This is a genomic window from Bartonella sp. AP19HLJMH (genome assembly GCF_042196245.1).
Taxonomy (GTDB): domain Bacteria; phylum Pseudomonadota; class Alphaproteobacteria; order Rhizobiales; family Rhizobiaceae; genus Bartonella.
In genome coordinates, this window is the sequence record NZ_JBHIPX010000009.1 from 33541 (window position 1) to 56533 (window position 22993).

19 protein-coding genes are annotated in these 22993 nt (G+C 37.0%); 7 read left to right on the top strand and 12 right to left on the bottom strand.

The window, feature by feature from the left end; translation table 11 throughout:
• Window positions 1–253 precede the first annotated feature (253 nt).
• Entirely contained in the window at window positions 254–2512 is a 2259-nt protein-coding gene (locus ACFINR_RS05685) for a ComEC/Rec2 family competence protein (protein ID WP_375653091.1), read from the bottom strand.
• A 111-nt stretch (window positions 2513–2623) separates the two neighbouring features.
• On the opposite strand from ACFINR_RS05685, the gene gltX reads away from it, so the two are divergent.
• From gltX to ACFINR_RS05720, 7 genes are all read left to right on the top strand, one after another.
• A complete protein-coding gene (gltX, locus tag ACFINR_RS05690; protein WP_375653095.1) occupies window positions 2624–4054 on the top strand; it encodes a glutamate--tRNA ligase in 1431 nt (476 codons plus the stop codon).
• Window positions 4055–4315: 261 nt separating this feature from the next.
• Window positions 4316–5611, top strand: a complete 1296-nt coding sequence (gltA, locus tag ACFINR_RS05695) for a citrate synthase (protein ID WP_375632366.1) — start codon at window positions 4316–4318, stop codon at window positions 5609–5611.
• A 707-nt stretch (window positions 5612–6318) separates the two neighbouring features.
• Window positions 6319–7071: a transporter substrate-binding domain-containing protein gene (locus ACFINR_RS05700; protein WP_375618360.1), complete on the top strand. Its 753-nt coding sequence runs from the start codon at window positions 6319–6321 to the stop codon at window positions 7069–7071.
• Window positions 7072–7535: 464 nt separating this feature from the next.
• Window positions 7536–8288 (top strand): transporter substrate-binding domain-containing protein, encoded by a 753-nt coding sequence (locus tag ACFINR_RS05705; RefSeq protein ID WP_375612134.1) that lies wholly within the window; start codon window positions 7536–7538, stop codon window positions 8286–8288.
• Window positions 8289–8367: 79 nt separating this feature from the next.
• Complete coding sequence (locus tag ACFINR_RS05710) at window positions 8368–9090, top strand: ABC transporter permease (protein WP_375612133.1); 723 nt, start codon at window positions 8368–8370, stop codon at window positions 9088–9090.
• The gene (locus tag ACFINR_RS05715) at window positions 9087–9794 is read left to right on the top strand and encodes an ABC transporter permease (RefSeq protein WP_375612132.1); all 708 of its coding nucleotides are present in this window, start codon (window positions 9087–9089) and stop codon (window positions 9792–9794) included. Before ACFINR_RS05710 ends, ACFINR_RS05715 begins: the two co-directional genes overlap by 4 nt.
• Window positions 9795–9873: 79 nt before the next feature.
• A complete protein-coding gene (locus tag ACFINR_RS05720) occupies window positions 9874–10647 on the top strand; it encodes an amino acid ABC transporter ATP-binding protein (protein WP_375653099.1) in 774 nt (257 codons plus the stop codon).
• 20 nt (window positions 10648–10667) lie between these two features.
• On the opposite strand, the gene lpxB is transcribed toward ACFINR_RS05720, so the two are convergent.
• The 11 genes from lpxB to tsf form a co-directional block, all read right to left on the bottom strand.
• On the bottom strand, window positions 10668–11864 hold the full coding sequence (gene lpxB / locus ACFINR_RS05725) for a lipid-A-disaccharide synthase (protein ID WP_375653103.1): 1197 nt from the start codon (window positions 11862–11864) through the stop codon (window positions 10668–10670).
• Window positions 11857–12729: an LpxI family protein gene (locus ACFINR_RS05730; RefSeq protein WP_375612129.1), complete on the bottom strand. Its 873-nt coding sequence runs from the start codon at window positions 12727–12729 to the stop codon at window positions 11857–11859. Before ACFINR_RS05730 ends, lpxB begins: the two co-directional genes overlap by 8 nt.
• 2 nt (window positions 12730–12731) lie before the next feature.
• Window positions 12732–13556 carry an acyl-ACP--UDP-N-acetylglucosamine O-acyltransferase gene (gene lpxA / locus ACFINR_RS05735; protein WP_375609506.1) on the bottom strand — a complete coding sequence of 275 codons (825 nt, stop codon included), beginning with the start codon at window positions 13554–13556 and terminating at the stop codon, window positions 12732–12734.
• Between the two features lie 24 nt (window positions 13557–13580).
• A complete protein-coding gene (gene fabZ, locus ACFINR_RS05740) occupies window positions 13581–14048 on the bottom strand; it encodes a 3-hydroxyacyl-ACP dehydratase FabZ (protein WP_375632372.1) in 468 nt (155 codons plus the stop codon).
• Window position 14049: 1 nt separating this feature from the next.
• On the bottom strand, window positions 14050–15096 hold the full coding sequence (gene lpxD / locus ACFINR_RS05745; protein WP_375612127.1) for a UDP-3-O-(3-hydroxymyristoyl)glucosamine N-acyltransferase: 1047 nt from the start codon (window positions 15094–15096) through the stop codon (window positions 14050–14052).
• 65 nt (window positions 15097–15161) lie between these two features.
• Window positions 15162–17558 carry an outer membrane protein assembly factor BamA gene (bamA, locus tag ACFINR_RS05750; protein ID WP_375653107.1) on the bottom strand — a complete coding sequence of 799 codons (2397 nt, stop codon included), beginning with the start codon at window positions 17556–17558 and terminating at the stop codon, window positions 15162–15164.
• Between the two features lie 202 nt (window positions 17559–17760).
• Window positions 17761–18909 carry an RIP metalloprotease gene (locus tag ACFINR_RS05755; RefSeq protein WP_375613470.1) on the bottom strand — a complete coding sequence of 383 codons (1149 nt, stop codon included), beginning with the start codon at window positions 18907–18909 and terminating at the stop codon, window positions 17761–17763.
• A 15-nt stretch (window positions 18910–18924) separates the two neighbouring features.
• Window positions 18925–19740 carry a phosphatidate cytidylyltransferase gene (locus tag ACFINR_RS05760; RefSeq protein ID WP_375613469.1) on the bottom strand — a complete coding sequence of 272 codons (816 nt, stop codon included), beginning with the start codon at window positions 19738–19740 and terminating at the stop codon, window positions 18925–18927.
• Window positions 19741–20492: 752 nt separating this feature from the next.
• Window positions 20493–21053, bottom strand: coding sequence for a ribosome recycling factor (gene frr, locus ACFINR_RS05765; RefSeq protein WP_375653110.1), 561 nt, complete (start codon window positions 21051–21053; stop codon window positions 20493–20495).
• Between the two features lie 37 nt (window positions 21054–21090).
• The gene (pyrH, locus tag ACFINR_RS05770) at window positions 21091–21810 is read right to left on the bottom strand and encodes a UMP kinase (protein WP_273790666.1); all 720 of its coding nucleotides are present in this window, start codon (window positions 21808–21810) and stop codon (window positions 21091–21093) included.
• 157 nt (window positions 21811–21967) lie between these two features.
• Window positions 21968–22891 carry a translation elongation factor Ts gene (gene tsf, locus ACFINR_RS05775; protein ID WP_375630041.1) on the bottom strand — a complete coding sequence of 308 codons (924 nt, stop codon included), beginning with the start codon at window positions 22889–22891 and terminating at the stop codon, window positions 21968–21970.
• Window positions 22892–22993: the final 102 nt, after the last annotated feature.

Consider the following 22993-nt stretch of genomic DNA (forward strand, 5'->3'; position numbering starts at 1 on the left):
TAAGAATTTTTGATTTATTTTGTGCTATCAATAGGATGCACAAAGATGCACATATCAATTTTTTTGAAAAAATTAAAATGATCAGATATAAAAAATCATCTATTTCTAGAAAACTGTAGATTATTATCTCATTTCAATAACGTTGATAAACTTACCAATTTAAATACCGTAAAATATTATGAGAAAAGTCTTCTGTTATTTTTTGTTTTGTCATTATCCAAATGTGAAGCAAAATATGACTGATTATATGTTTTTATGAATGCTGTCTGTGCATATTCCATGGTCTATGAAACCCTAGCGAAGACCAAATAATATCTCCACCTTTGGTCATCATAACGCTTCCTCGTGATAACAATTGTTGAGGTATAAATACTATTTTTGCCTTCTTGTAACAAGTTGGATTATGCATCACAAATGTCTGAATGAGAATATCTGCCTCTACACATTGATCTGTTTCTCTCTGTAAAACGATCACTTTTAATCCATTATCCAATAAAGATGTACATACATGATAATCACAAATAAATTGTCCGTGTAACGAAGGACCATATTTTGTTGGTTTAATCGTTTCATTCACACGAAATGACTTTTTCCATATGGATGTCGTGAACTTAGAAATATGGTAACGATCAATATATAATTTTTTATCATGAATAACGCCCACGAGGCGCATATTATCTGCTATAATCAGTTGTACAGGTGAATGCAATACACAAATAGAAATACCTGCCAAAATAAACAAACTAAAAAAGAGCCGGATGGGTGTTTTGCAAAAAGTCAGTCCAACCAAGCCTATGCTCAATAAAACTAACGCTGATAACGGCATAAAACCAGGATTCAAATCAGGAGAAATAGCCTTGATAGCATGTGCAATCTTTATTACAAGATCAACTCCAAAACCCATAATTTGAAGAGGAAGCCATTCGAATCCTCCTAACATTACAAGAACTGCGATTAATCCAAAGGGAATGACAAAAATTGAGATGACAGGCAAAGCAAAAGCATTACTGATAATGCTCAACGATGCCATATTAGAAAAATGATAAGCAGCATAAATTCCACTTGCACTCCCTGCAACAAAGGAAGAAGCACATGTTGAAAGCATCGATAAGAAAACAAAATTTATCACTCCTCCTCCAACATAAGAGGGAGTTGTTTTTCTTTTAAGAAAAAATGACCTTCCACTCCACCAATCAAAAAAAGCGATCAAAGCAGCAGTCGCAGAAAAAGACATTTGAAAGCTAGGACCTAATATTTCATGGGGTGTCATCGCTAGAGTTATCAACCCTGCAATGGAAAAATTACGCATTGTTATAGCAGAGCGATTACACAATATAGCAACCAACATAACAGCAATCATCACAAAACTTCTTTGCGCTGATATTGCTAAGCCCGACAATAACAAATAAAAAGCTGTTATCATAAAAGCAACGATAGCAGCAAATTTTTTACTGGAATAATAGGAAGAAAAAACTGGAAAAAATGCTAAAAAACTACGGATACTCAAAAGAACTATGCCGCTTAACAACGCCATATGTAAACCTGATATTGATAAAATATGAGCTAATCCAGCTGTACGTAATGCTTCATTTGTCTCATTTGAAATACCAGCACGCTGCCCTGTTATGAGGGCAGCTGCAACACTCCCCTTTTCTCCTTCAAGGGCTATACGGATTCTTTGTGTCATCTTCGTGCGTAAATTTTCAATTTTCTGTAGAATGATAGCGAATATTCCATCAGGCTGCGAAACGGATATTTTTCTTGGTTTTCCTAAATAAACGCCTTGTGCTCCAATTCTTTTAAAATAATTATGAAAACTAAAATCGTAGCCTCCTGGACGCACCGGCCCAGAGAATGCACGAATCTTAACTTTTCCATGCAGTCCATCACCAATCGCTAAGCCAGATGGCAAATATCTTGCCGATAAACGAACACGATGAAGACTATGGCGTAATACAGGATTTTCTGTATTCAAAATATCCAAAACTAAACGAAATCCTCCTTTGGCACCTGACTCAATAGAAACAATTCTTCCCGTCAATGTAGTGACAATGTCACTGCTTAGCATGGGTGTTGCAATACGCCACGTTTCTATTTTTGCCGCTAAAGCACCCAATATAATACAAAACAGAAACCCCACGGGAATCCACATTTTTCGATAAAAACGTGCAACATAGAATATTCCCAGAAAAATACTGACCAACGCCCCCAATTGTCCCCAACTTGGTTCCCACTCTAAATGAAAATAGAAAATGATTCCTAGGGCAAAAAAAACTAAAATCAGCGAAAAAAGGATACCAAAAGAAACTTCTTTATTAATACAATCTTCTAACCATTTGCGAAAAAAAATGATTACTTCTTTTAAGAGTGTCAATAAAAAAAGTTTTTGTTGGTTATAGCTACCGTTCTTTGCATCATCATATCTAGAAAAAACACTCTGCCCTATCTGACATGGCTTTTTTCCTTCTGTAACAGATTTTTCGGATAAACCCTCTTTACTTTTATAAAACATCAGTCCCCCACTTTAACTCGCAATACGGCTATTGCACGCCCCATCACTTATGCTAACATGACTTTTCTATAAAATTCCATAAGTAATATCTTAGTTTAAAGGAAAATATTCGTGTCTGTTATTACTCGTTTTGCCCCTTCACCCACTGGCTTCCTTCACATTGGTGGTGCTCGTACTGCTCTTTTTAATTGGCTTTATGCAAAACATACCGGTGGAAAAATGCTTTTACGAATTGAAGATACAGACCGAGAGCGTTCAACAGAAGCAGCTGTAAAGGCTATTATAGATGGCTTGCACTGGATGGGTCTTAGTTATGATGGCGCCCCTATTTCGCAATTCGAACGTGCAGAACGTCACCGCCAAATCGCTGAACAGTTGGTCAAGAATGGCAAAGCATATTATTGTTATGCTTCACCTGAAGAGTTAGCTGAAATGCGTGAAAAAGCCCGTTCAGAAGGGCGCTCACCACGTTATGATGGACGTTGGCGCGACCGTGATAGTTCTGAAGCTCCTAAAGGTGTTAAGCCTGTTATTCGCATCAAAGCCCCTCAAGATGGAGAAACGATTGTACATGATCGTGTTCAAGGTGATGTCCGTTTTCCTAATAAAGATCTCGATGACTTCATTATTTTGCGTTCTGATGGTTCGCCTACCTATATGCATGCTGTTGTCGTTGATGATCATGATATGGGCATCACACATATTATACGTGGTGACGATCATCTTACCAACGCAGCCCGACAAACGATTATCTTTAAAGCAATGGGATGGGACATTCCTGTTATGGCCCATATTCCTCTTATCCATGGTGAAAACGGTGCAAAATTATCAAAGCGACATGGTGCGCTCGGTGTTGATGCCTACCGAACAATGGGATATCTTCCTGCTGCTTTGCGCAATTACCTTGTCCGTTTAGGTTGGAGTCATGGTGATGACGAACTGATGTCACTTAAAGATATGATTTCTTGGTTTGATATTGAGGATATTAACAAAGGTGCTGCTCGTTTTGATCTCAAAAAGCTCGATTCCATCAACGGACACTATATGCGTATGAGTAATGATCAAGAACTTTTTGATGCCGCTCTTAATATTCTACCAGAAACCGATAGGGGAGCACAAATTATTGAAAGACTTGATGAAAAACGCCGTGTTCAATTTTTAAAAGCAATCCCGCATTTGAAAGAACGTTCAAAAACACTGTGCGAACTGATTGACAATGCCTCCTTCATTTTTACGCAACGACCTTTACAACTTGATGAAAAAGCTCAAATGCTCTTAGATAAAAATGGACGAACCATTTTAAACGATCTTTATCTTGCTCTGAAAGCGTGCCCCTCTTGGGATACAAAAACTCTAGATGAAACACTTCGCTCTTTTGTCCAAACACAGAATCTCAAATTTGGATCTATCGCCCAACCACTTCGCGCAGCTCTTACAGGATGTGCAACATCACCAGGTGTTTTGGATATTCTTATTTTATTAGGACGCAATGAATCCCTTCATCGCATCAAGGACCAACTTATCACAACAATATGCCCATGATGTGCACTGAGTATATTTCCTCAAATAAGGATCTATACAGATATCTCAACGCGCCCTAAAAGAGTTTTTTATGTTATATCATTGAAATACATTTCTTATTGAGTAATAATGATCAATAAGGAAATATTTTTAGATTGCATGTACTCACTTTTAGAGGCAATCTACCCTTAAATAAGTAAGAAAAGCTTCAGTTATACATCCCCCACTCTGATGAAGCAGAGTCTTAATTTTTAGAAGTGAAGGATCTGAAAGGAATACCGAATGTCTGAGAATAACGCATATATTATTGTGAATGATAAAAAAGTAGAGCTTCCCTTGCGTAAAGGCACGAGTGGACCTGAAGTCATTGAAATTGCTTCTCTCTATAAAAAAACCGATATTTTTACTTATGATCCTGGTTTTACTTCAACAGCTTCTTGTGAATCAAAAATTACTTATATCGATGGTGATAAAGGCATATTGCTTTATCGTGGTTATCCTATTGATCAATTGGCTGAAAAAGGAGACTTTCTCGAAAGTTGTTATCTTTTACTTTATGGTGAACTCCCAACACAGCAAGAAAAAAATGAATTTGATCGATGTATTATGCAGCATACCATGGTCCACGAACAATTTGCACGCTTCTTCCATGGCTTCCGTCGTGATTCTCATCCTATGGCCGTCATGGTTGCCTGCCTTGGCGCTATGTCTGCGTTCTATCACGACTCTATTGATATTACAGATCCTCACCAGAGAATGATTGCTTCTGTTCGTCTTATCTCAAAAGTTCCAACGCTTGCTGCTATGGCCTATAAATACAGTATTGGACAAGCATTTGTTTATCCACGTAATGATCTTAGTTATGCTGCAAATTTCCTCCATATGTGTTTTGCTGTTCCTTGTGAAGAATATAAAACAAACCCTGTGCTTGCTCGGGCGATGGATCAAATCTTTATCCTTCATGCAGATCATGAACAAAATGCTTCTACATCTACGGTACGTCTTGCTGGATCCTCAGGTGCTAATCCGTTTGCCTGTATTGCAGCAGGTGTTGCATGCCTTTGGGGACCAGCACATGGTGGTGCCAATGAAGCATGCCTAAAAATGCTACAAGAAATAGGTTCTATTAAAAGAATTCCTGAATTTATTGCACGTGCAAAAGATAAAAATGATCCTTTCCGCCTTATGGGCTTTGGGCACCGTGTCTATAAAAATTATGATCCACGTGCAAAAATCATGCAAAAAACCTGTCATGAAGTTTTAAAAGAACTCAACATTCAAGATGACCCTCTTCTTGATATTGCAATAGAGCTTGAAAAAATTGCCTTAAGTGATGAATATTTTATTGAGAAAAAGCTTTATCCCAATGTTGATTTCTATTCCGGCATTACATTAAAAGCTCTAGGTTTTCCAACTGAAATGTTTACTGTCCTTTTTGCATTGGCGCGCAGTGTCGGGTGGGTGGCACAATGGAAAGAAATGATTGAAGACCCTGCACAAAAAATTGGTCGTCCTCGACAACTCTACACAGGCTATGCTATGCGTGACTATGTTCCTATAGATGAACGTGCAAATTAAAAAAGAGATCAATAAAGCTTCAGTTTACTGAAGCTTTATTGAGAGTAATCAAAAAACATCCTTTAAGAATTTTTATAAAACGTAATTTTAAAACTCTTTCTACAGAGATAACATCATCATAAAAATTTAGTAAAAAATTCTAAGTTTTAGCTCTGTAAAGAAATTGAGAGTACTTTTCTGCGAATTAGCCAAACATTTAGCAAAAAGAAATTGAAAATTTTACCTTATAATCCTCATTATCCTTTAATGGAAATGTATTCCCTATCATTCCCCCATGTTTAAAAGCCCTATTACATATTAAAATCTAGCAATGTCAGAATTTTTCTTTCTATCTTCTTCAGATAAAATTGCAAAAAGCTTACATTAAGTGCTTCTCTAATTAGAATAAAAACACTTTTACATTTTGTCCTGTTAAAAGCTGAAATTTTCTTTGTATTTAAGTTGATAGTTTTTCTTTTAAAGATAAATTATTGATTTTTAAATAAAATTATTAAAAATTACCCTATAATCAATAAGAGGTGACTTTCTTTCCTGTATTTTTTATTCCCATACTTGATAAAAAGAAATTATTTTTTTGATAATGATATTCAGCATAATGATAGCAAAATGAACATAGATAAATTTTTTACATTGCTCCAAAAGAGCTTACAGATTATAAAAATTCATGATGGTTTCATATTTGCCAGCTTATCTAATAGGAGAACATAATGAAATTATTAGCAGGAGCTCTTATAATAAGCGCGACACTGTTTACCCTATCGGCCAATTCTCAAACGCTGAAAATTGCAAGCGATGCTTCTTATCCGCCATTTAGTTATATTGACTCAAATAACAAACTGCAAGGGTTTGATATTGATATATCTTATGCGCTTTGTAAAAAAATGAATGTTGAATGTACTATTGTCACACAAGACTTTGAGGGGATGATTCCCGGTCTTCTTGCCAAAAAATATGATGCTATCGTTTCTTCCCTTTCTCCTACAAAAGAGCGCTTACAAAAAATTGATTTTACAGATCCTTACTACAACACAGCACTCGCTGTTATCGTTACCAAAAATTCGGAAATTAAAGAAATCTCAACACAAGCCTTTAGAGGTAAAAACCTTGGTGTACAATCAAATACAACACAAGCTGCATATGCGGAAGATCATTATGCCTCTGAAGGAGTTAATATCAAACTTTATCCTACAGCAACAGAAGTTAATCGTGATCTTTTAAGCCATCGGCTTGATATCATCATCTTTGATAAATTAAAAGCATTAAATTGGCTTGAAAATGAAGGAAAAGACTGCTGTCTCCTCTTGGGAACTCTAAAAGAAACAAATTTTCCTATTGCAATTGCACTCCGTCAAAATAATAATGATCTTAAAAACAGTTTTAATAAAGCAATAGAAGAAATCCGCGCCGATGGAACCTATGAGAAAATTATGAGAAAATATTTTACTTTCGATATCAATTAGATATCACTATGAATTAAAACTCAATCTGTATATTTAAGGGGTATCTTTAACTCTTTATTGAACATGCAGGTATAATTGGAAATTCGGCATTTTTATAAGAAAATTTACATTTATCAAAATAACTTTTAATTGCTCCTTGAGATCTAAACATTTTGTAGAATCTAATGACAACAATAAGGTTGTATTTTTACCGTATCAAAATCTAATTTTTTTATGTTCAAATTTAATAGCCTTATTTTCAAGAAAAATCCTCAGTTTTTACTCATGAAATGATTCAAATCAATCATTTCGTGAAAATTAAGCTATCATACAAGCAATAAGATATTTATTCTTTTTTTATCAATAATGCCCAACATAATGATCTAAAATAAACATCAATAAATTTTTGAATTGCTCCCAAAAAGCTTACAGATTATAAAAACATAATGATTTCATATTGCCCGCTTATCCAATAGGAGAACATCATGAAACTATTAGCAGGAGCTCTTATAATAAGCGCCGCACTATTCACCCAATTGGCTGATGCGAAAACATTAAAAATTGCGAGTGAAGGCACCTATCCTCCCTTCAGTTATATTGACTCAAATAATAAATTGCAGGGACTTGATATTGATATATCTTATGCACTTTGTAAAAAAATGAATGTTGAGTGTACTATTGTTACACAAGACTTCGAGGGAATGATCCCTGGACTTATTGCAAAAAAATATGATGCTATCATTGCTTCCCTCTCTCTCACACAAGAGCGTTTACAAAAAATTGACTTTACAGATCCTTACTACGATACAGCACTGGCTGTTATTGTTACCAAAGCTTCGGGAATTAAAGAAATCTCGACAAAAGACTTTAGAGGTAAAAATCTTGGTGTGCAATCAAATACAACACAAGCTTTCTATGCAGAAGATCATTTTGCCTCTGAAGAGGTGAAAATCAAACTCTATCCTTCCACAATAGAAGTGAATCGTGATCTTTTAAATCATCGACTTGATGTGATCATTGTTGATAAATTACAAGCATTAAATTGGCTTAAAAATGAAGGAAAAGATTGTTGTCTCCTCTTGGGAACTCTAGAAGAAACAAGATTTCCTGTTGCAATTGCAGTCCGTCAAAATAATAATGATCTTAAAAATAAGTTCAATGAAGCAATAAAAGAAATCCGTTTGGATGGAACTTATGAAAAAATTATGAGAAAATATTTTACAAGTGATGTTTATTAAATATCAATATGATATTTTAATGAAACCCGTTGGTTATTGCTAAAAAATATTATCTAACTCTTTCATGAGGAATACAAGAATGATTGAAAATTTAGCATTGCTATCATTTAGCAATGGTGGATGGGGAGCAGTTATACTTTCCAGTGCAGGAATGACTTTGTCATTGGCATTATGTTGTGGACTTCTAGGATTTCCTCTAGGACTTCTCAATGCAGTGATGATTCGATCCAATATTAAGATGGCCAAAGCTATGGCACGCCTCTTTTCAACGATATTTCGTGGGCTACCAGAGCTTTTAACTTTGTTTTTAGTTTACTACGGATTACAAAGCCTTATTCAAAATTTATTTGACTATTTTAGTTTTGAAATCATGTTCAGTATCAATGCTTTTGTTGCTGGTGTTCTTGCCCTTAGTATGGTTCTTGCAGCTTTTTCTTGTGAAGTTTGGCTTGGAGCATTTAATATTTTTGATAAAGGTCAATATGAAGCAGCTAAAGCTTTAGGACTTTCACGGTCAACCACATTTTTTCGTATTGTCTTCCCTCAGCTCATCCGAAATGCCTTGCCAGGACTTTCTAATAATTGGCTTACTTTACTGAAAGATACATCCCTTGTTTCTACCATCGCGCTTGTTGACCTCATGCGACAAACGAATCTAGCTGTCGCTGCTACCAATAAACCCATGCTATTTTATTTTGTAGCATGCTTACTCTATTTGTTATTTTCAGCGGTTTTTACTGCAATCTTACGCCATTTGGAAACATACACTCAAATAGGCTATAAAAAGGTGCTAAGTCAATGATTCCTGAGTGGCTTTATTTTCTTTTTAATCCTGATCTTTTAAGTCATTATGGACCCAAATTTATTAATGGCTTTATTGTTACTGTTGAACTTGTTTCTATTTCTTGTTCTCTAGGCCTTTTTCTTGGTATGATTATCGCTTTTGCACGTCTATCAGAGAATACATTTTTACAATATTTTGCAAATGCTTATGTCTATTTTTTCCGTGGCTCTCCTTTATTAGCTCAACTCTTTCTTTTTTATTATGGGCTTGGTTCAATGAACAGTTTTTGGCAACAAGTGGGGCTATGGTGGTTTTTTCAAAACGCGTGGTATTGTTGTCTTTTTATTTTTACACTCAATTCTGCTGCCTATCAATCTGAGATCTTTAAAGGAAGTTTTCTATCCGTAACAACTGGACAACGCGAAGCATCAAAAGCTTTAGGTTTAAGCAACTCTGTCACATTTTTTAGAGTTATTCTTCCACAAGCAATGATTGTAGCATTACGCCCCTTAGGAAATGAGTTGATTTTAATGATTAAATCCAGTGCTGTTGCCTCACTTATTACTGTTTATGATTTAATGGGGGTTGCTAAACTCGCTTATTCACGGACTTTCGATTTTCAAGTTTACGTTTGGGCTGCTCTTATCTATCTCTTTATCGTTGAACTCATTCATCGTTTTATTGTTTTTATCGAGCAGCGCCTCACTCGATATTTACGGTAAATAAAATGATCATAAAAAACAGTATCAAATCAAAATGTTGAATTAATCAAGTTCTTCATCAATGAAAGAATAAAATAAGATGAATTTGAAAAATAATAAATCGATCTCTCCCAGTAAAAACCCTGTGATCTCTATCCAAAATCTAAATAAATGGTATGGAAACTTTCAGGTCCTACATGATATCAACTTTAATGTTCAAGCTGGTGAACATATCGTTATTTGTGGACCTTCCGGATCAGGAAAATCAACATTAATTCGTTGTATTAATCAATTAGAACAAGCACAAAAAGGTTCAATCTGTATCCATAACGTTGATATCCATACTGCCCCTGTACAACAGCAAAAAAATGTTCTTCGTAAGATAGGAATGGTCTTTCAGAATTTTAATTTATTTCCCCACATGAGCGTTATACAAAATTGTATTTTAGCACCTATGACAGTTCAAGGGCTGTCCAAACAACAAGCACAAGAACGGGCAATTCGTTACTTAACGCATGTTGGTATTGAAAAACACTGTGAAAAATATCCTTTACAACTTTCTGGTGGGCAACAACAACGTGTTGCGATTGCCCGTGCACTTTGTATGGAACCTGAAGTCATGCTTTTTGATGAACCAACCTCTGCTCTTGATCCAGAAAGTGTGGGAGAAGTTTTGGACGTGATGGCTCGATTGGCAGATACAGGAATTACAATGCTTTGTGTTACCCATGAAATGGGCTTCGCACGTAAAGTCTCAGAAAGAATACTCTTTCTAGAAAATGGAAAAATTGTTGAAGATACAGAATCTGAACAATTTTTTACCAATCCTAAAAGTCAACGTGCTTGTGATTTTCTTGCTAAAATTAAATATTAATCATTAACATATTGCTTTATTTATACAATTTTATTCCTATTTTTTAAAAGAGTAATAATTGTTTGTGCACCAACAACCCCCGATGGTACTTCAGTTTTCATTTTCTGTTCTACCATCTCAAAGGAATCAAGTTGAGCCTGTCGCAATAAAGGATTAGCCAAAAGTTGTTCTACCTGTCTTGCTAACATGCCAGGACGGATTAATTCATTCAAATATTCCGAAACAATAGGCTTATCAGCAATAATATTTGGAAGAGCAGCACTCCATAACATCATTTTAGGAAAAATAAATAATTTAGAAAAGAAATCAAGTTTATAGCAAAGAACCATAGGAACTTTTGCTAAGGCTAATTCAAGTGAAACAGTTCCATGTGCAGCAAGAGCAACATCTGCTTGTGCAAAAGCACGCCATTTTTCATCTTCACCAACTACAATTTCTATCTTGCTTTTCCAGCCCTGCACAAAGTCCCAGATTCTATCTACCAAATGAGGTAAGGTTGGTAAAATAATACGTAAATGAGGAATACGTTGTACAAGAATCTCTACTGTTTCTCGAAAAATAGGCATTAAGGAACGAATTTCTGAATTGCGTGATCCTGGCAAAATAACTAATGCAGGCGATAATGTTTGTGTATCGATCAAATTTCTTTGTTCTAATTGGCTTTTTTTTTCTGACTGAACGCTCAAAAGGGGAGGATATGTCAAAAGACGATGTCCAACATAAGTCGTGGCAGGGCCTCCCAAATCTTGCATAATCTTTTCTTCAAAAGGAAAAACCGCTAAAACATGATCAACAAATCCACACATAGCTTTTGCACGCTCTGGCCTCCATGCCCAAACGGTTGGTGCAATATATTTAATGATAGGAATAGAAGGCGCTAAAGCACGTACCTTTTTTGCAATACGATGCGTGAAATCAGGACTATCAATAATAATTAAACAATCAGGTTGTTCTTGTGCAATAAATTTGGATAAATTGCGAATATGTAGCAACAACAATGGTAGTTTTTTCAACACCTCCTTTAAACCTATTAAAGCAATATCATGGGAATCAAAAAAGCTTTTTAAGCCTAATGCCTTTAAATGGCTCCCCCCAACACCAATCAAATGAATATTGCATCCTATCTGTTGTGATAAACAAGAAATTAAATCGGCCCCAAGTAAATCACCAGATTCCTCACCTGAAACCACTGCAATCTTTAAGAAACAATTATTCATGACCAAACTTTTCAAATGTCTCTATAAATAAAGAATATTTGTTGGCTTTTTCTATTGTTGTTTTCACTGATAATATTAGACTTCTATTTGCCTCCACCGCAACACCAGATAAACCACTCTTTGCAATATTCATTATTGTCGCGGGCCCAATTGATGGCAAATCAACGCGATTATCCTGTTGTGGTTTTGCGCATTTTACAAGAATGCCACCTTTAAGGGGAATTTGCCCTCTTTCTCGCATTTCACAAATACGCCACAACATATTATCAGTTCCCTCAGCGCCCTCTAGAGCAACCACCCTTCCTTGGACAACGACAACGGCTTGCCCGATATCTAATTGACCTAAAAGCTTTGCTGCTTCTACTGCTAAAAAAATATCTTTTTTCTCTTTTGGAGTAGCGCGCCGTACTGTTAAATTAAATTCTATGGGAGCTAAAAGATCTGGGACTATTTCGTGAGCACCAATAACACAAAAACCGTGTGCTTCAATAACCCGTATAAAAGCTTTTAATAACGCATCATCTCCCCTCTTCAAAGCTCCGATTAACTTAGGAAGAGCTAAAAATGTTGTCCAGTCCAGTCGCAATTGTTTAAGAAGTGGACGCTTTTTCACACCACCTGCCAAAACAACATTATATACACCAGCCTCTTTTAAAATTTTAACGAGTCGTGCTAGCTCTACAATTGATAGCTCGCAATGCTCATAGCGATAAAGAACAGAATCTGCCTCACCATGCAAAAGCACAAGAAAAGGATTTTCTCCATTCTTCTCAAGAGTCTGCGCAACAGTAATCGGTAGAACACCATTTCCTGCTATAATAGCAGTACGGCCGGAAAGAAAACTTCTGGCTCCCCAAATAGGCATTTTTAATCCTTATGTTCTTTTATTCTAACACCTTCAAATTTTGGTGTGCAATAAAAACGCTTTCCTTCTTCTTTAATAAAATTAACAACTTCAGAAACAGACTGAGAAGAAGAATAGAAAGAAGCAACATCACTGACACGCTCTTTAAATGGTTTGCTATGATCAAAAAGCATAGCAACCGCATGACGGAGTGCATGAATATCTTGACGCTCAAGTCCTGCACGCTTCATGCCAATAATATTGAGTCCAGCAAGTTTTGCCTGCACACCAACAGCTGTTCCATAAGGTATCAGATCACCAACCAGTGCAGATACGCCGCCGATAAATGCATGATGTCCAACACGAACAAATTGATGAACAGCAGCACCACCACCAATAATCACATAATCACCAATAGTAACATGACCAGCAATCATTGCGTTATTGGCAAATGTTACATGATTGCCTACATAACAATCGTGAGCGATATGCGCATAACAAAAAAATTGGCAATTATCACCAACAACTGTCATTCCTACACTCGAATCGGAACCCCTATGCATTGTTACACCTTCACGAATCGTACAATTCTTACCAATAAAAAGAGTTGTAGCCCCTCCTTTATGTTTATTATTTTGCGGATCTGCCCCCAAAACGGCATGAGAAAATACTTTACTCTTGGCTCCTAACGTTGTCTTTCCCATTATTACAACATGACTTGTCAAACTACATTCATCACCAATAACAGCCTCTGAACTAATATGGCAAAATGGTCCAACGCGTACATTCTCACCAAGCTGCGCTCCCTTCTCCACAAGAGCAGTTGGATGGATTTTCGTACCGGACATTTTTAAATTCCCATCAAATATCGTTTATTCTTCTTCGACAATCATCGCAGCAATTTCTGCTTCAGCGACGCGGACATCTTCTACTTTTGCAACACATGAAAAACGTCTCATACCAGATCTTTTTTTCAAAAGCTGAACATAAATCTTGAGCTGATCACCAGGCATAACAGGCTTACGAAATTTCGCATTATCAACCGTCATAAGGTAAACTAAATTTGTTTGCTTATTGCCTAAATTTAAAAGTGCTATTGCTCCTGCCGTTTGTGCCATAGCTTCTAAAATCAAAACTCCAGGCATAACAGGCTTTGAGGGAAAATGTCCCATAAAATGTGGCTCGTTAATCGTTATATTTTTAATACCAATCGCTTCTTGTTCACCATCAATATCAACGATACGATCAATTAATAAAAATGGATAACGGTGCGGTAATATTGATAATAGTTTTTCAATATCGACAGCCTCTAAGTTTTTAGTTTTTTCACTGCTGATCATATCAGCGTTTCTCCTTTTTAACTTTTCCCATACTGCGCAATGCCGCTACTTCACGAAACCATTGTTTAAATGGTCGCGCTGGACTACCTCCCCATTTTTCGCCATCCGGAATGTCATTCATAACACCACTACGAGCAGCAATCTGAACAGATTTACCTATTATGATGTGATCAGCTACTCCCACACTTCCGCCCAGCTGAGACATATCCCCTATAGATGTACTTCCCGCAATGCCACATTGAGCGGCAATAAGACAATAGCGGCCAATTTTTACATTGTGGGCAATTTGTACAAGATTATCAATCTTGCTTCCTTCACCAATAACAGTATCTTGAAATGTTCCACGATCAATTGTCGTGTTCGCACCAACTTCTACACCATCCTCAATAATAACGCGACCAAGCTGTGGAATTTTTTCGATTCCAGAAACGCCCCCAACATAACCAAAACCATCTTGCCCAATGCAAACACCAGGGTAAAGCTGAACCTTATCACCTATTATAGAACACTGAACTGTTACCTTAGGAGCAATATAGCAGTCACATCCAATACGGCAATTTTCACCGATAACAGCTGTGGATGAAATAAGAGTTCCTGCACCAATCTCAACATTTTTACCAATAACAGCTCCCGCTTCAATACACACATCATGTGCCAACTTAGCCGTTGGATGAATATGCGCATGCGATGAAATCCCCTTCTGCCCCAACCAAGGCATTGGCTTTACAGAATCTGGAAACAAAATACGACCAATCTGAGCAAAGTCACGCTGTGGTGTGGATGTCACCAAAATTGCCATAGTTTCGGGAACTTTAAAAACAATCTCATTCGTACACAAAACAGCAACAGCAGAACTGTCCAGTAAAGCATCAGAAAACTTCCGATGCTCTACAAAAACAAGCGAACCTTCCACAGCACTCTCAAGTGAAGAAAGAGTATTGATAACTTTATGAGAAAACTCTGGATTAAGAAGCTTTGCACCCGTCAACTCAGCAGCATTTGCAACTGTCAATCGTCGGGACGGCGTAAAAAAAAATGTATCCGCCATCAAAACACTTTCTCTCCCAGCTTAAGCTATTCTCTTCAAGTTTTTCCTTCTTAAAATCGCTCAAATCAGAACTTCGTAGAAATACCAAAGTTCAATTGTTGCAAACGATCACCTTCCTGCTTCGTTATTGGCCAAGCATAATCAAAACGCAAAGGACCAAACGGAGAATCCCACATCAAACTCACACCTGCAGATGAACGCCAAGCACTTTTGGTATTGGTAACAGACGGTTCACCCTTAAAAACGGCTTTATAATTATTGCCATAAAGCGTGGCAATATCTGCAAATAAAGCACCGCGCAACCCAAATCCTTCAGGAACGACAGGGATAGGGAACTGTACTTCAGCAGTCGCATTCATATATGTCGTTCCCCCCAAGAAATAAACCTCACCCTTACTAGAAACCTGACGCGGACCTATTCCATTATATTTGAACCCTCGAATCATATCAGAATTTACTTTAAACATATCGAAAATACGAACACCATCTCGGCCCATTCCGTGGATATAACCACCCCCAAAGGAAAGCAAACCAACAATATCCTTCTGGTCAGAAAGAGTCTTGTACATCATCGCCTTACCCGTGGTCTTCAAGAACTTTGCACTCCCACCAAGCCCTGCATATTCCTGAAGCAGATGCACGTACCACCCATCATGGGGGGATCTCATATCATCAATCGTATTATAGGTGAAACCATAACTAATTGATGAACGTTTCCAAGGGCTGTGTTTTGCAGCTTGAACAATCGCACCAGAATATTTCCCATATAATTCTATTATGTCACTCTCTTTGTCAAAATCATACTCTCCGCCAAAATCATATTCTTCCTGCACATAAGAATAAGCTACATTAGCAGATAATTGATTATTAATAGGTAACGAAAACCGCAGCGATCCACCTGTCTGCCGTACATCATAGGCTTTATCAGCACGATAAGTACTACGAAAAACATCAACACCAGCAGATAAACGATACCCTAAGAAATAAGGATCAACAAATGATAAATTATAATTACGAGATTTTTCTTGCCCCGCACCTAATCCTAAACGAACATATTGACCACGTCCCCCAAGATTACGTTCAGTAACAGAAACTTCAAGTGACATACCAGGACTTGTTCCCCCTGTTGTATACCCTCCAGAAAGAGAGAGATCTCCTGTTGAAGCTTCAACGACATCTATTACCAAAACAACTTGGTCAGATTGATCTGTAGGAACCATTGAAATATTAACGGCTTTGAAGAAACCTAAACTTTCTAGACGACGTTTTGCCCGCTGTAATAAAGTTTGATTGTAAGCATCTCCTTCGTTTAAATCAATCTCACGGCGAATGACATAATCACGCGTTTTCTCATTGCCACGTATATCAATACGTTGAATATAAGCACGTGTTCCCTGTTCAATATTATATAAAATTGAAATTGTATGATTTGCTAAATTACGATTTCCCCGCGGTTCAACTTTAGCAAAAGCATATCCCGAATCAGCAACTTTGTTATTAATAGTTGCAACAGACTGTTCAATATCTTCTGCACTATAAACATTACCTGGCTGGGTTTTAAGTATCCTTTTCACAGATTGAACGTCAATTCCATCAACATCACTTTCAACCTGAATATCGCTAATTTTATAGAGCGCACCCTCATCAAGAACGAAAGAAATTTTATACGTATTGCTTGCTGCATCAAAAGTTGCTTTAGAAGAGACTACACGAAAATCTGCATAACCACGGTTATAATAAAAGCGACGTAAAGCTTCTTCATCAACAGCGAGGCGCTCTTCACTGTAAACATCACCTCCCAATAACTTCGAAAAAATTCCCGAAGTTTTTGTTGAAATCACATCACGCAAACGGCGACTTCCAAAGACATTATTTCCCTTAAAAGTGATATCACCAATCTTTGTTTTTTTCCCTTCAACGACATTAAATACCACATTAACCCGCCCTTTTCCAAGGTTAATCGTTTGAACGTTAACAGTGATATTATTACGACCAAGAGTTTTATAAGCCTCACGAATTGTATTTATATCAGCAGAAAGCTTAGCAGAATTAAAAGGCTCATTCGGTTTTAAAGAAATAAACCGCTTAAGATCTGGGTCTTTAAAAGATTTATTTCCTTGAAACAATATTTGATTGACAACCTCATATTCTTTTACGAATACAACCAATTTATCACCCACCGGATTTATTTTAACATCATAAAATAAACCCAATTCGAAAAGGTTCTTCACAGCACTATCAACATCACCACTGGAAACACCTTGCCCAACCTTAATCCCCATATTGTCTCGAATCGCCTGAGAACTTACAAACTTATTCCCACGAACCTCAATAGAGCGGACTACAGACGCTTGTATTTCTCCGACCGCAGCAATTGACATAAAAACCGTTGCTGGGGCAATCATCCCCATCTTTAACACCAATACAGATGCTGCATTTAAAAACTTTGAATTCGTAGTCATTGGCTTTTTTACCTTACTCTCGTTCCTTGGACATGATGCCTTAAAAGCTAACTGCCATAACAACCTTTTTACAGCGAGACTTTTCATTCCTTAATTACTCATTATAATGTACAACGCCACAACATTTTGTAGACATGGTAAACAACCTTCAATTTGTTTTTGCTATTATTACTTAATTTATAAAGCGTTTTCCATAATTTAATTAGCTAAACCAACAAAAATAATCATTAAAAAAGACAAAGATCATAAAAAGGAGAAGAATGGAAAAACCTAAACGAAAAACGATTCCCTGAATTTTAGCAGATATTTTCCTCCCAGTAATGACCTCAATGACATGCAATAAAAGATGCCCACCGTCAAGCGGTAGAATCGGAAAAAGGTTAATAAGCCCAACACTTATTGAAAGAAAAGCTGCCAAATTCAACAAAGAGATAAAACCTGTCTCGCTCACTTTCCAAGCAATTTTAACGGTTTTAGAAGGTCCACTTAGCCGACAACGATCCTCTTTGCCTCCTATTAAACGACTCATAAAAAGAACGGTTTGAGTGGCGATAAACACAGTACGGTCTGACGCTTTTCTTACAGCTGTTACAAAACCATAGCGAATATGTTTTATATAAGTTGGATCTAAACGTGCAGGATTATTTAAATCAACAGGAACACCTACACCTATCATAGCACTTCGTGTTCGATTACCAAATCCATCATCTCGCTCAACGACTTTCGGGGTAATCATCGTTGTAAAGACTCGCCCCATGCGTTCTATTTTAAACTCTATGGGTTCTCTTCCGTGAAAAGCTACATAATTCATCAAATCTTCAAAGCTTTCAACCCGTCGTCCATCCATTTCAACAAAACGATCACCTAATTCCAAACCGGATTGAAGAGCAGGGCTATCTTTTACCAAAGAACCAACAACGGGCTCAATGGCTACACGACCATAGATAAAGAAAAAAAATGTTAGAATAACAACAGTAAAAAGGGCATTGAAGAAAGGACCGGCAAAAACAGTTGCTGCTTTTTTCCAAGCATGCGCACTAGCAAATGAACCATCAACAATCAGAGATGATTGGGATGATTCCGTATCGATTTTTTCCTCATCCCCAACAAATTTTACATAACCTCCTAAGGGGATAAGTGCTAAACGCCACTTCGTGCCATGCTTATCTGTATAACTCGCTATTTCTGGTCCAAATCCAAGCGAAAAAATTAACGCCTTAATACCACACCACCGACCAATGAGATAGTGCCCAAATTCGTGCACAAAAATGATAATCATAATGATGAAAAGAATACTCAAACTTCTTAAAAGAAAATCACCCATAGTGACGATATGATTTAAAAGTTCCAAACTATCTTCTCCCAATTAGATCATACTAAAAAGATTAAAAGGCGCATCCATATCAGACATAAATGAACCAATTAAATAAAGAAGAAAAGCTGCCCCTACCAATCCATCTATACGATCCATAAAACCACCATGTCCAGGCAATAAAGAACTAGAATCTTTAACAGAAAACCGTCTTTTGAGCCATGATTGCCCTAAATCACTCAATTGTGAAACAATTGACAAAACAAGTGTAAGGAGTGGCACAAAAAAACTGGCTAAATTTATATCAAAAAATCCAAAAGCAACCCATATACCACCGAAAACTCCGACAAATGTACCACCAAGTGCTCCTGACCATGTTTTATTAGGAGAAAATTGTGGTGCTAATTTAGGGCCCCCTAATGCACGTCCGATAAAATAACCACCAATATCTGTTCCCCACACTATCGTAAATAAGAAAATAACAACTTGGAACCCCAACATTTCATGATCCCGTAGAAAGCATAAAGCAACAACAGGAAAAGATGCATATAAAAAACCACAAAAAACCCAACCACTCTTTTTTATAGATATAATAGCTAACACTGTAGCTAAAACGATTAAAACACAAAAAATCAATGAAGCAGATACACTCAATACTAAAAAAAAGCCAAAGATTAAATAAAAGATACTTGCTAATATTTTTTGTAAAATACACCATTTCTCTTTAGTAATACTCATCCACTCATAAAGAACAAAACCGCCAATACACCATACAAATAAAAAAAAGAAGTTTCCTCCCAACCATGTTAGATACAACGCAATAATGCCAAAAACAAAAGCTGTCAGAATACGATAAACCAAATTAGACAAAACAACATCCAAACAATAAAAATAGAAAATACAAGCTCTAAAATTAACGCAAGAAAAACTCCCCTACGCAGTATTTTTATCTCATACCTGTATAATTTCTCTTATAATTTATCATAAATAATTCAGTCTACTAAGATAGCGCTTATGAAACTAATAATCAATGAAAACAGCTTCAAAAATCTCCGTCAAAATTATAAAATATTTTTTTAATATTTTCTCAAATATAAAATGAAAAAGCAGTTACCTCTGCCCCATACAAATTAACTAATATAGGTTTCGTATAAAAACACTTTTCTATCAACTATTCGTCATTAAAAAATGAATTACGCCACATAACATCTGCTTGATCAATTATACTCACATGTTTTATAATGAGAAATAAGAGAAAGGTTAGACTTGTTTTTTTGCATTATATTCTTTCCTCAACCTTCATCTTAGAATATTTGAATAATTTCTAATAATGCTTTCATTATGCATTTTAACAAAGACGTGCTCAACTAAAAACCCGCACCATGCTGTTAAATAGTGTCTCCCAGCAAAGGGCATGATTTATCACGCAGACTAAAAAATAAAAACATCTGCCCTTTCAAATCAGTCTCTCCCATATCAAATCAGTCTCTCCCATATCAAAATGATAGAACACCTTCCTGCATCACACCTTGCTACCACAGAGCACACCACTCCCTACAATTATCCCTAGAAACAATTTACAGGCTGGGAGTAAATATCCTTTTTCTAGTGACAAAATCGTCTTAAACGTGAATAATTTCAGATTCTTTTACGGCTAAAATTTTATCAATATCAGCAATAGTTTCATCCGTGAGTTTTTGAACTTTTTCAGACAAACTATGGGCTTCATCTTGTCCAATTTCACCATCTTTTTCTAACTTTTTCAAATTGTCCAGACCATCCCGACGAACATGACGTGTAGCAACACGCGCTTGCTCTGCATAGTGATGCGCAATTTTTACAAGTTCTTTACGGCGCTCTTCATTCAACTCAGGCAAAGGAATACGTAGATTCGTACCATCAGTTATGGGATTTAAACCAAGACCAGAATCGCGAATAGCGCGCTCTACAGCTCCGACCATCGTTTTATCCCATACAGAAACAGAAAGCATCCGAGGTTCGGGAACAGAAATATTAGCAACCTGATTTATATGCACAACAGAACCATAAGATTCAACGGTCAACGGTTCTAATAAACTGGCCGATGCACGTCCAGTCCGCAAACCACCTAATTCATGTTTAAAAGCCGTAATGGCACCATCCATGCGACGTTTCAGATCATCCATAATTGATGTAACATTCATATTTCTGTCTCCTTCAATTGTCCTTTGAAGCTTACCCTTATTCCGATACTATTGTAAAGCGTCCTGTTCCATTCAAGACCTTAGCCAAACCGCCTTTTTCATGAATGGAGTACACAATAATCGGTACATTGTTCTCACGTGCTAAAGTGACCGCCGTTGAATCCATAACAGATAATCCCCATTGCAAAACTTCAACATGTGTTAATTGGTCAAAACGCTTAGCCGTAGGGTCTATTTTGGGATCTGCTGAATAAATACCATCAACTTGTGTTCCTTTAAGAAGGACATCCGCACCAATTTCTGCTGCACGTAAAGTAGCAGCAGAATCAGTGGTAAAAAATGGATTTCCTGTACCACCTGCAAAAATAACAACTTTTCCCTGATTCATATAAGCTATTGCTTTACGTTGCGAGAAACTTTCACAAATTTGTGGCATAGCAATCGCAGAGAGTACAACAGTTTCAACCCCTAATTTTGTCAAAGATGTTCGCAATGCTAAAGAGTTAATAGCAGTTGCAAGCATTCCCATATGATCACCTGTCACTCGGTCCCCACCATGCGAAGCAACAGCAACGCCACGAAAAATATTTCCCCCACCGATAACAACCGCAACTTCTATCCCCATTGTGCGCACTTCTGCAATATCAGCGGCAATACGGTCTACAACAGAAACATCAATGCCAAAATTCTGCCCTCCCATAAGAGCTTCACCAGAAGCCTTTAAAAGAATACGTTTATACGGAAGTGCTAATGCCATTAATAATCTCCCCAAAAGCCCATTTACTTTTTGCTTTTGACATCACGAAGGGCACCACTTTTTTCACGTGACGCCCTCTCAACAATTACATTGTTCCCCTCAGAGATTCTACAACCAATGATATGACTTTAAATCTCTGATCAAGAGTTTGCAATAACTAGCCTTTTACAGCAGCAGCAACCTCTGCAGCAAAATCAGACTCCTCTTTTTCCACACCTTCACCTAATGCAAAACGAATAAAGCCTGTAATTTTTGCTGGAGCACCAATTGATTTCTCAGCATCCTTTAGAGCGGCCTCAACAGTTATATCAGGATTCATAACAAAAGCTTGAGAAAGCAAAACAACCTCTTCAAAAAACTTACGCATACGTCCTTCTACCATTTTTTCAATGATATTTTCAGGTTTTCCAGACTGACGCGCTTGATCTGAAAAAATTGCTTTTTCTCGCTCAACAGCAGCAGCATCAACATCTTGTGCTGTAAGTGCTAATGGATTGGTTGCCGCAATATGCATCGCGACCTGCCGACCAAAAGCAAGAGCAGCTTCCTTATTTCCTGTTGTTTCAATCGCAACCAAAACACCAAGTTTTCCAAGCCCATCAGCCACACTATTGTGTATATAAGTCGCAACAACACCATTCTCAACAGACAATTTAGCGGAACGACGAAATGTCATATTTTCGCCAATTGTACCAATTGCATCTTTAATCGTAAGCTCTACAGTCTTCTCAGAACCTGGATAAAGAGAAACAGAAACAGATTCAACATCCCCTGGCGTATCTAAGGCAGCAGTTGCTACTTTACGCACGATGTCTTGGAATCCATCATTGCGCGCAACAAAATCTGTTTCAGAATTAATCTCAACCAAAACTGCATGTGAATCTTTTGATACGACTCCGATTAATCCCTCAGCTGCTGTACGACCAGCCTTTTTATCTGCTTTAGCTATTCCTTTTTTACGAAGCCAATCAACAGCAGCTTCCATATCACCATTGGTCTCTGCTAGGGCGGCTTTACAGTCCATCATACCAGCGCCAGATAGTTCTCGAAGTTCTTTTACTTGTGCAGCAGTAATGCTCATATTTGCCTCTTTATTTTATAACAGTGAAAGCGTGCAAAATCCCTCTGCACGCCTATAACTTCTTCTTTAGACAATAAAAGTACCTTAATTAGGCATTTTATA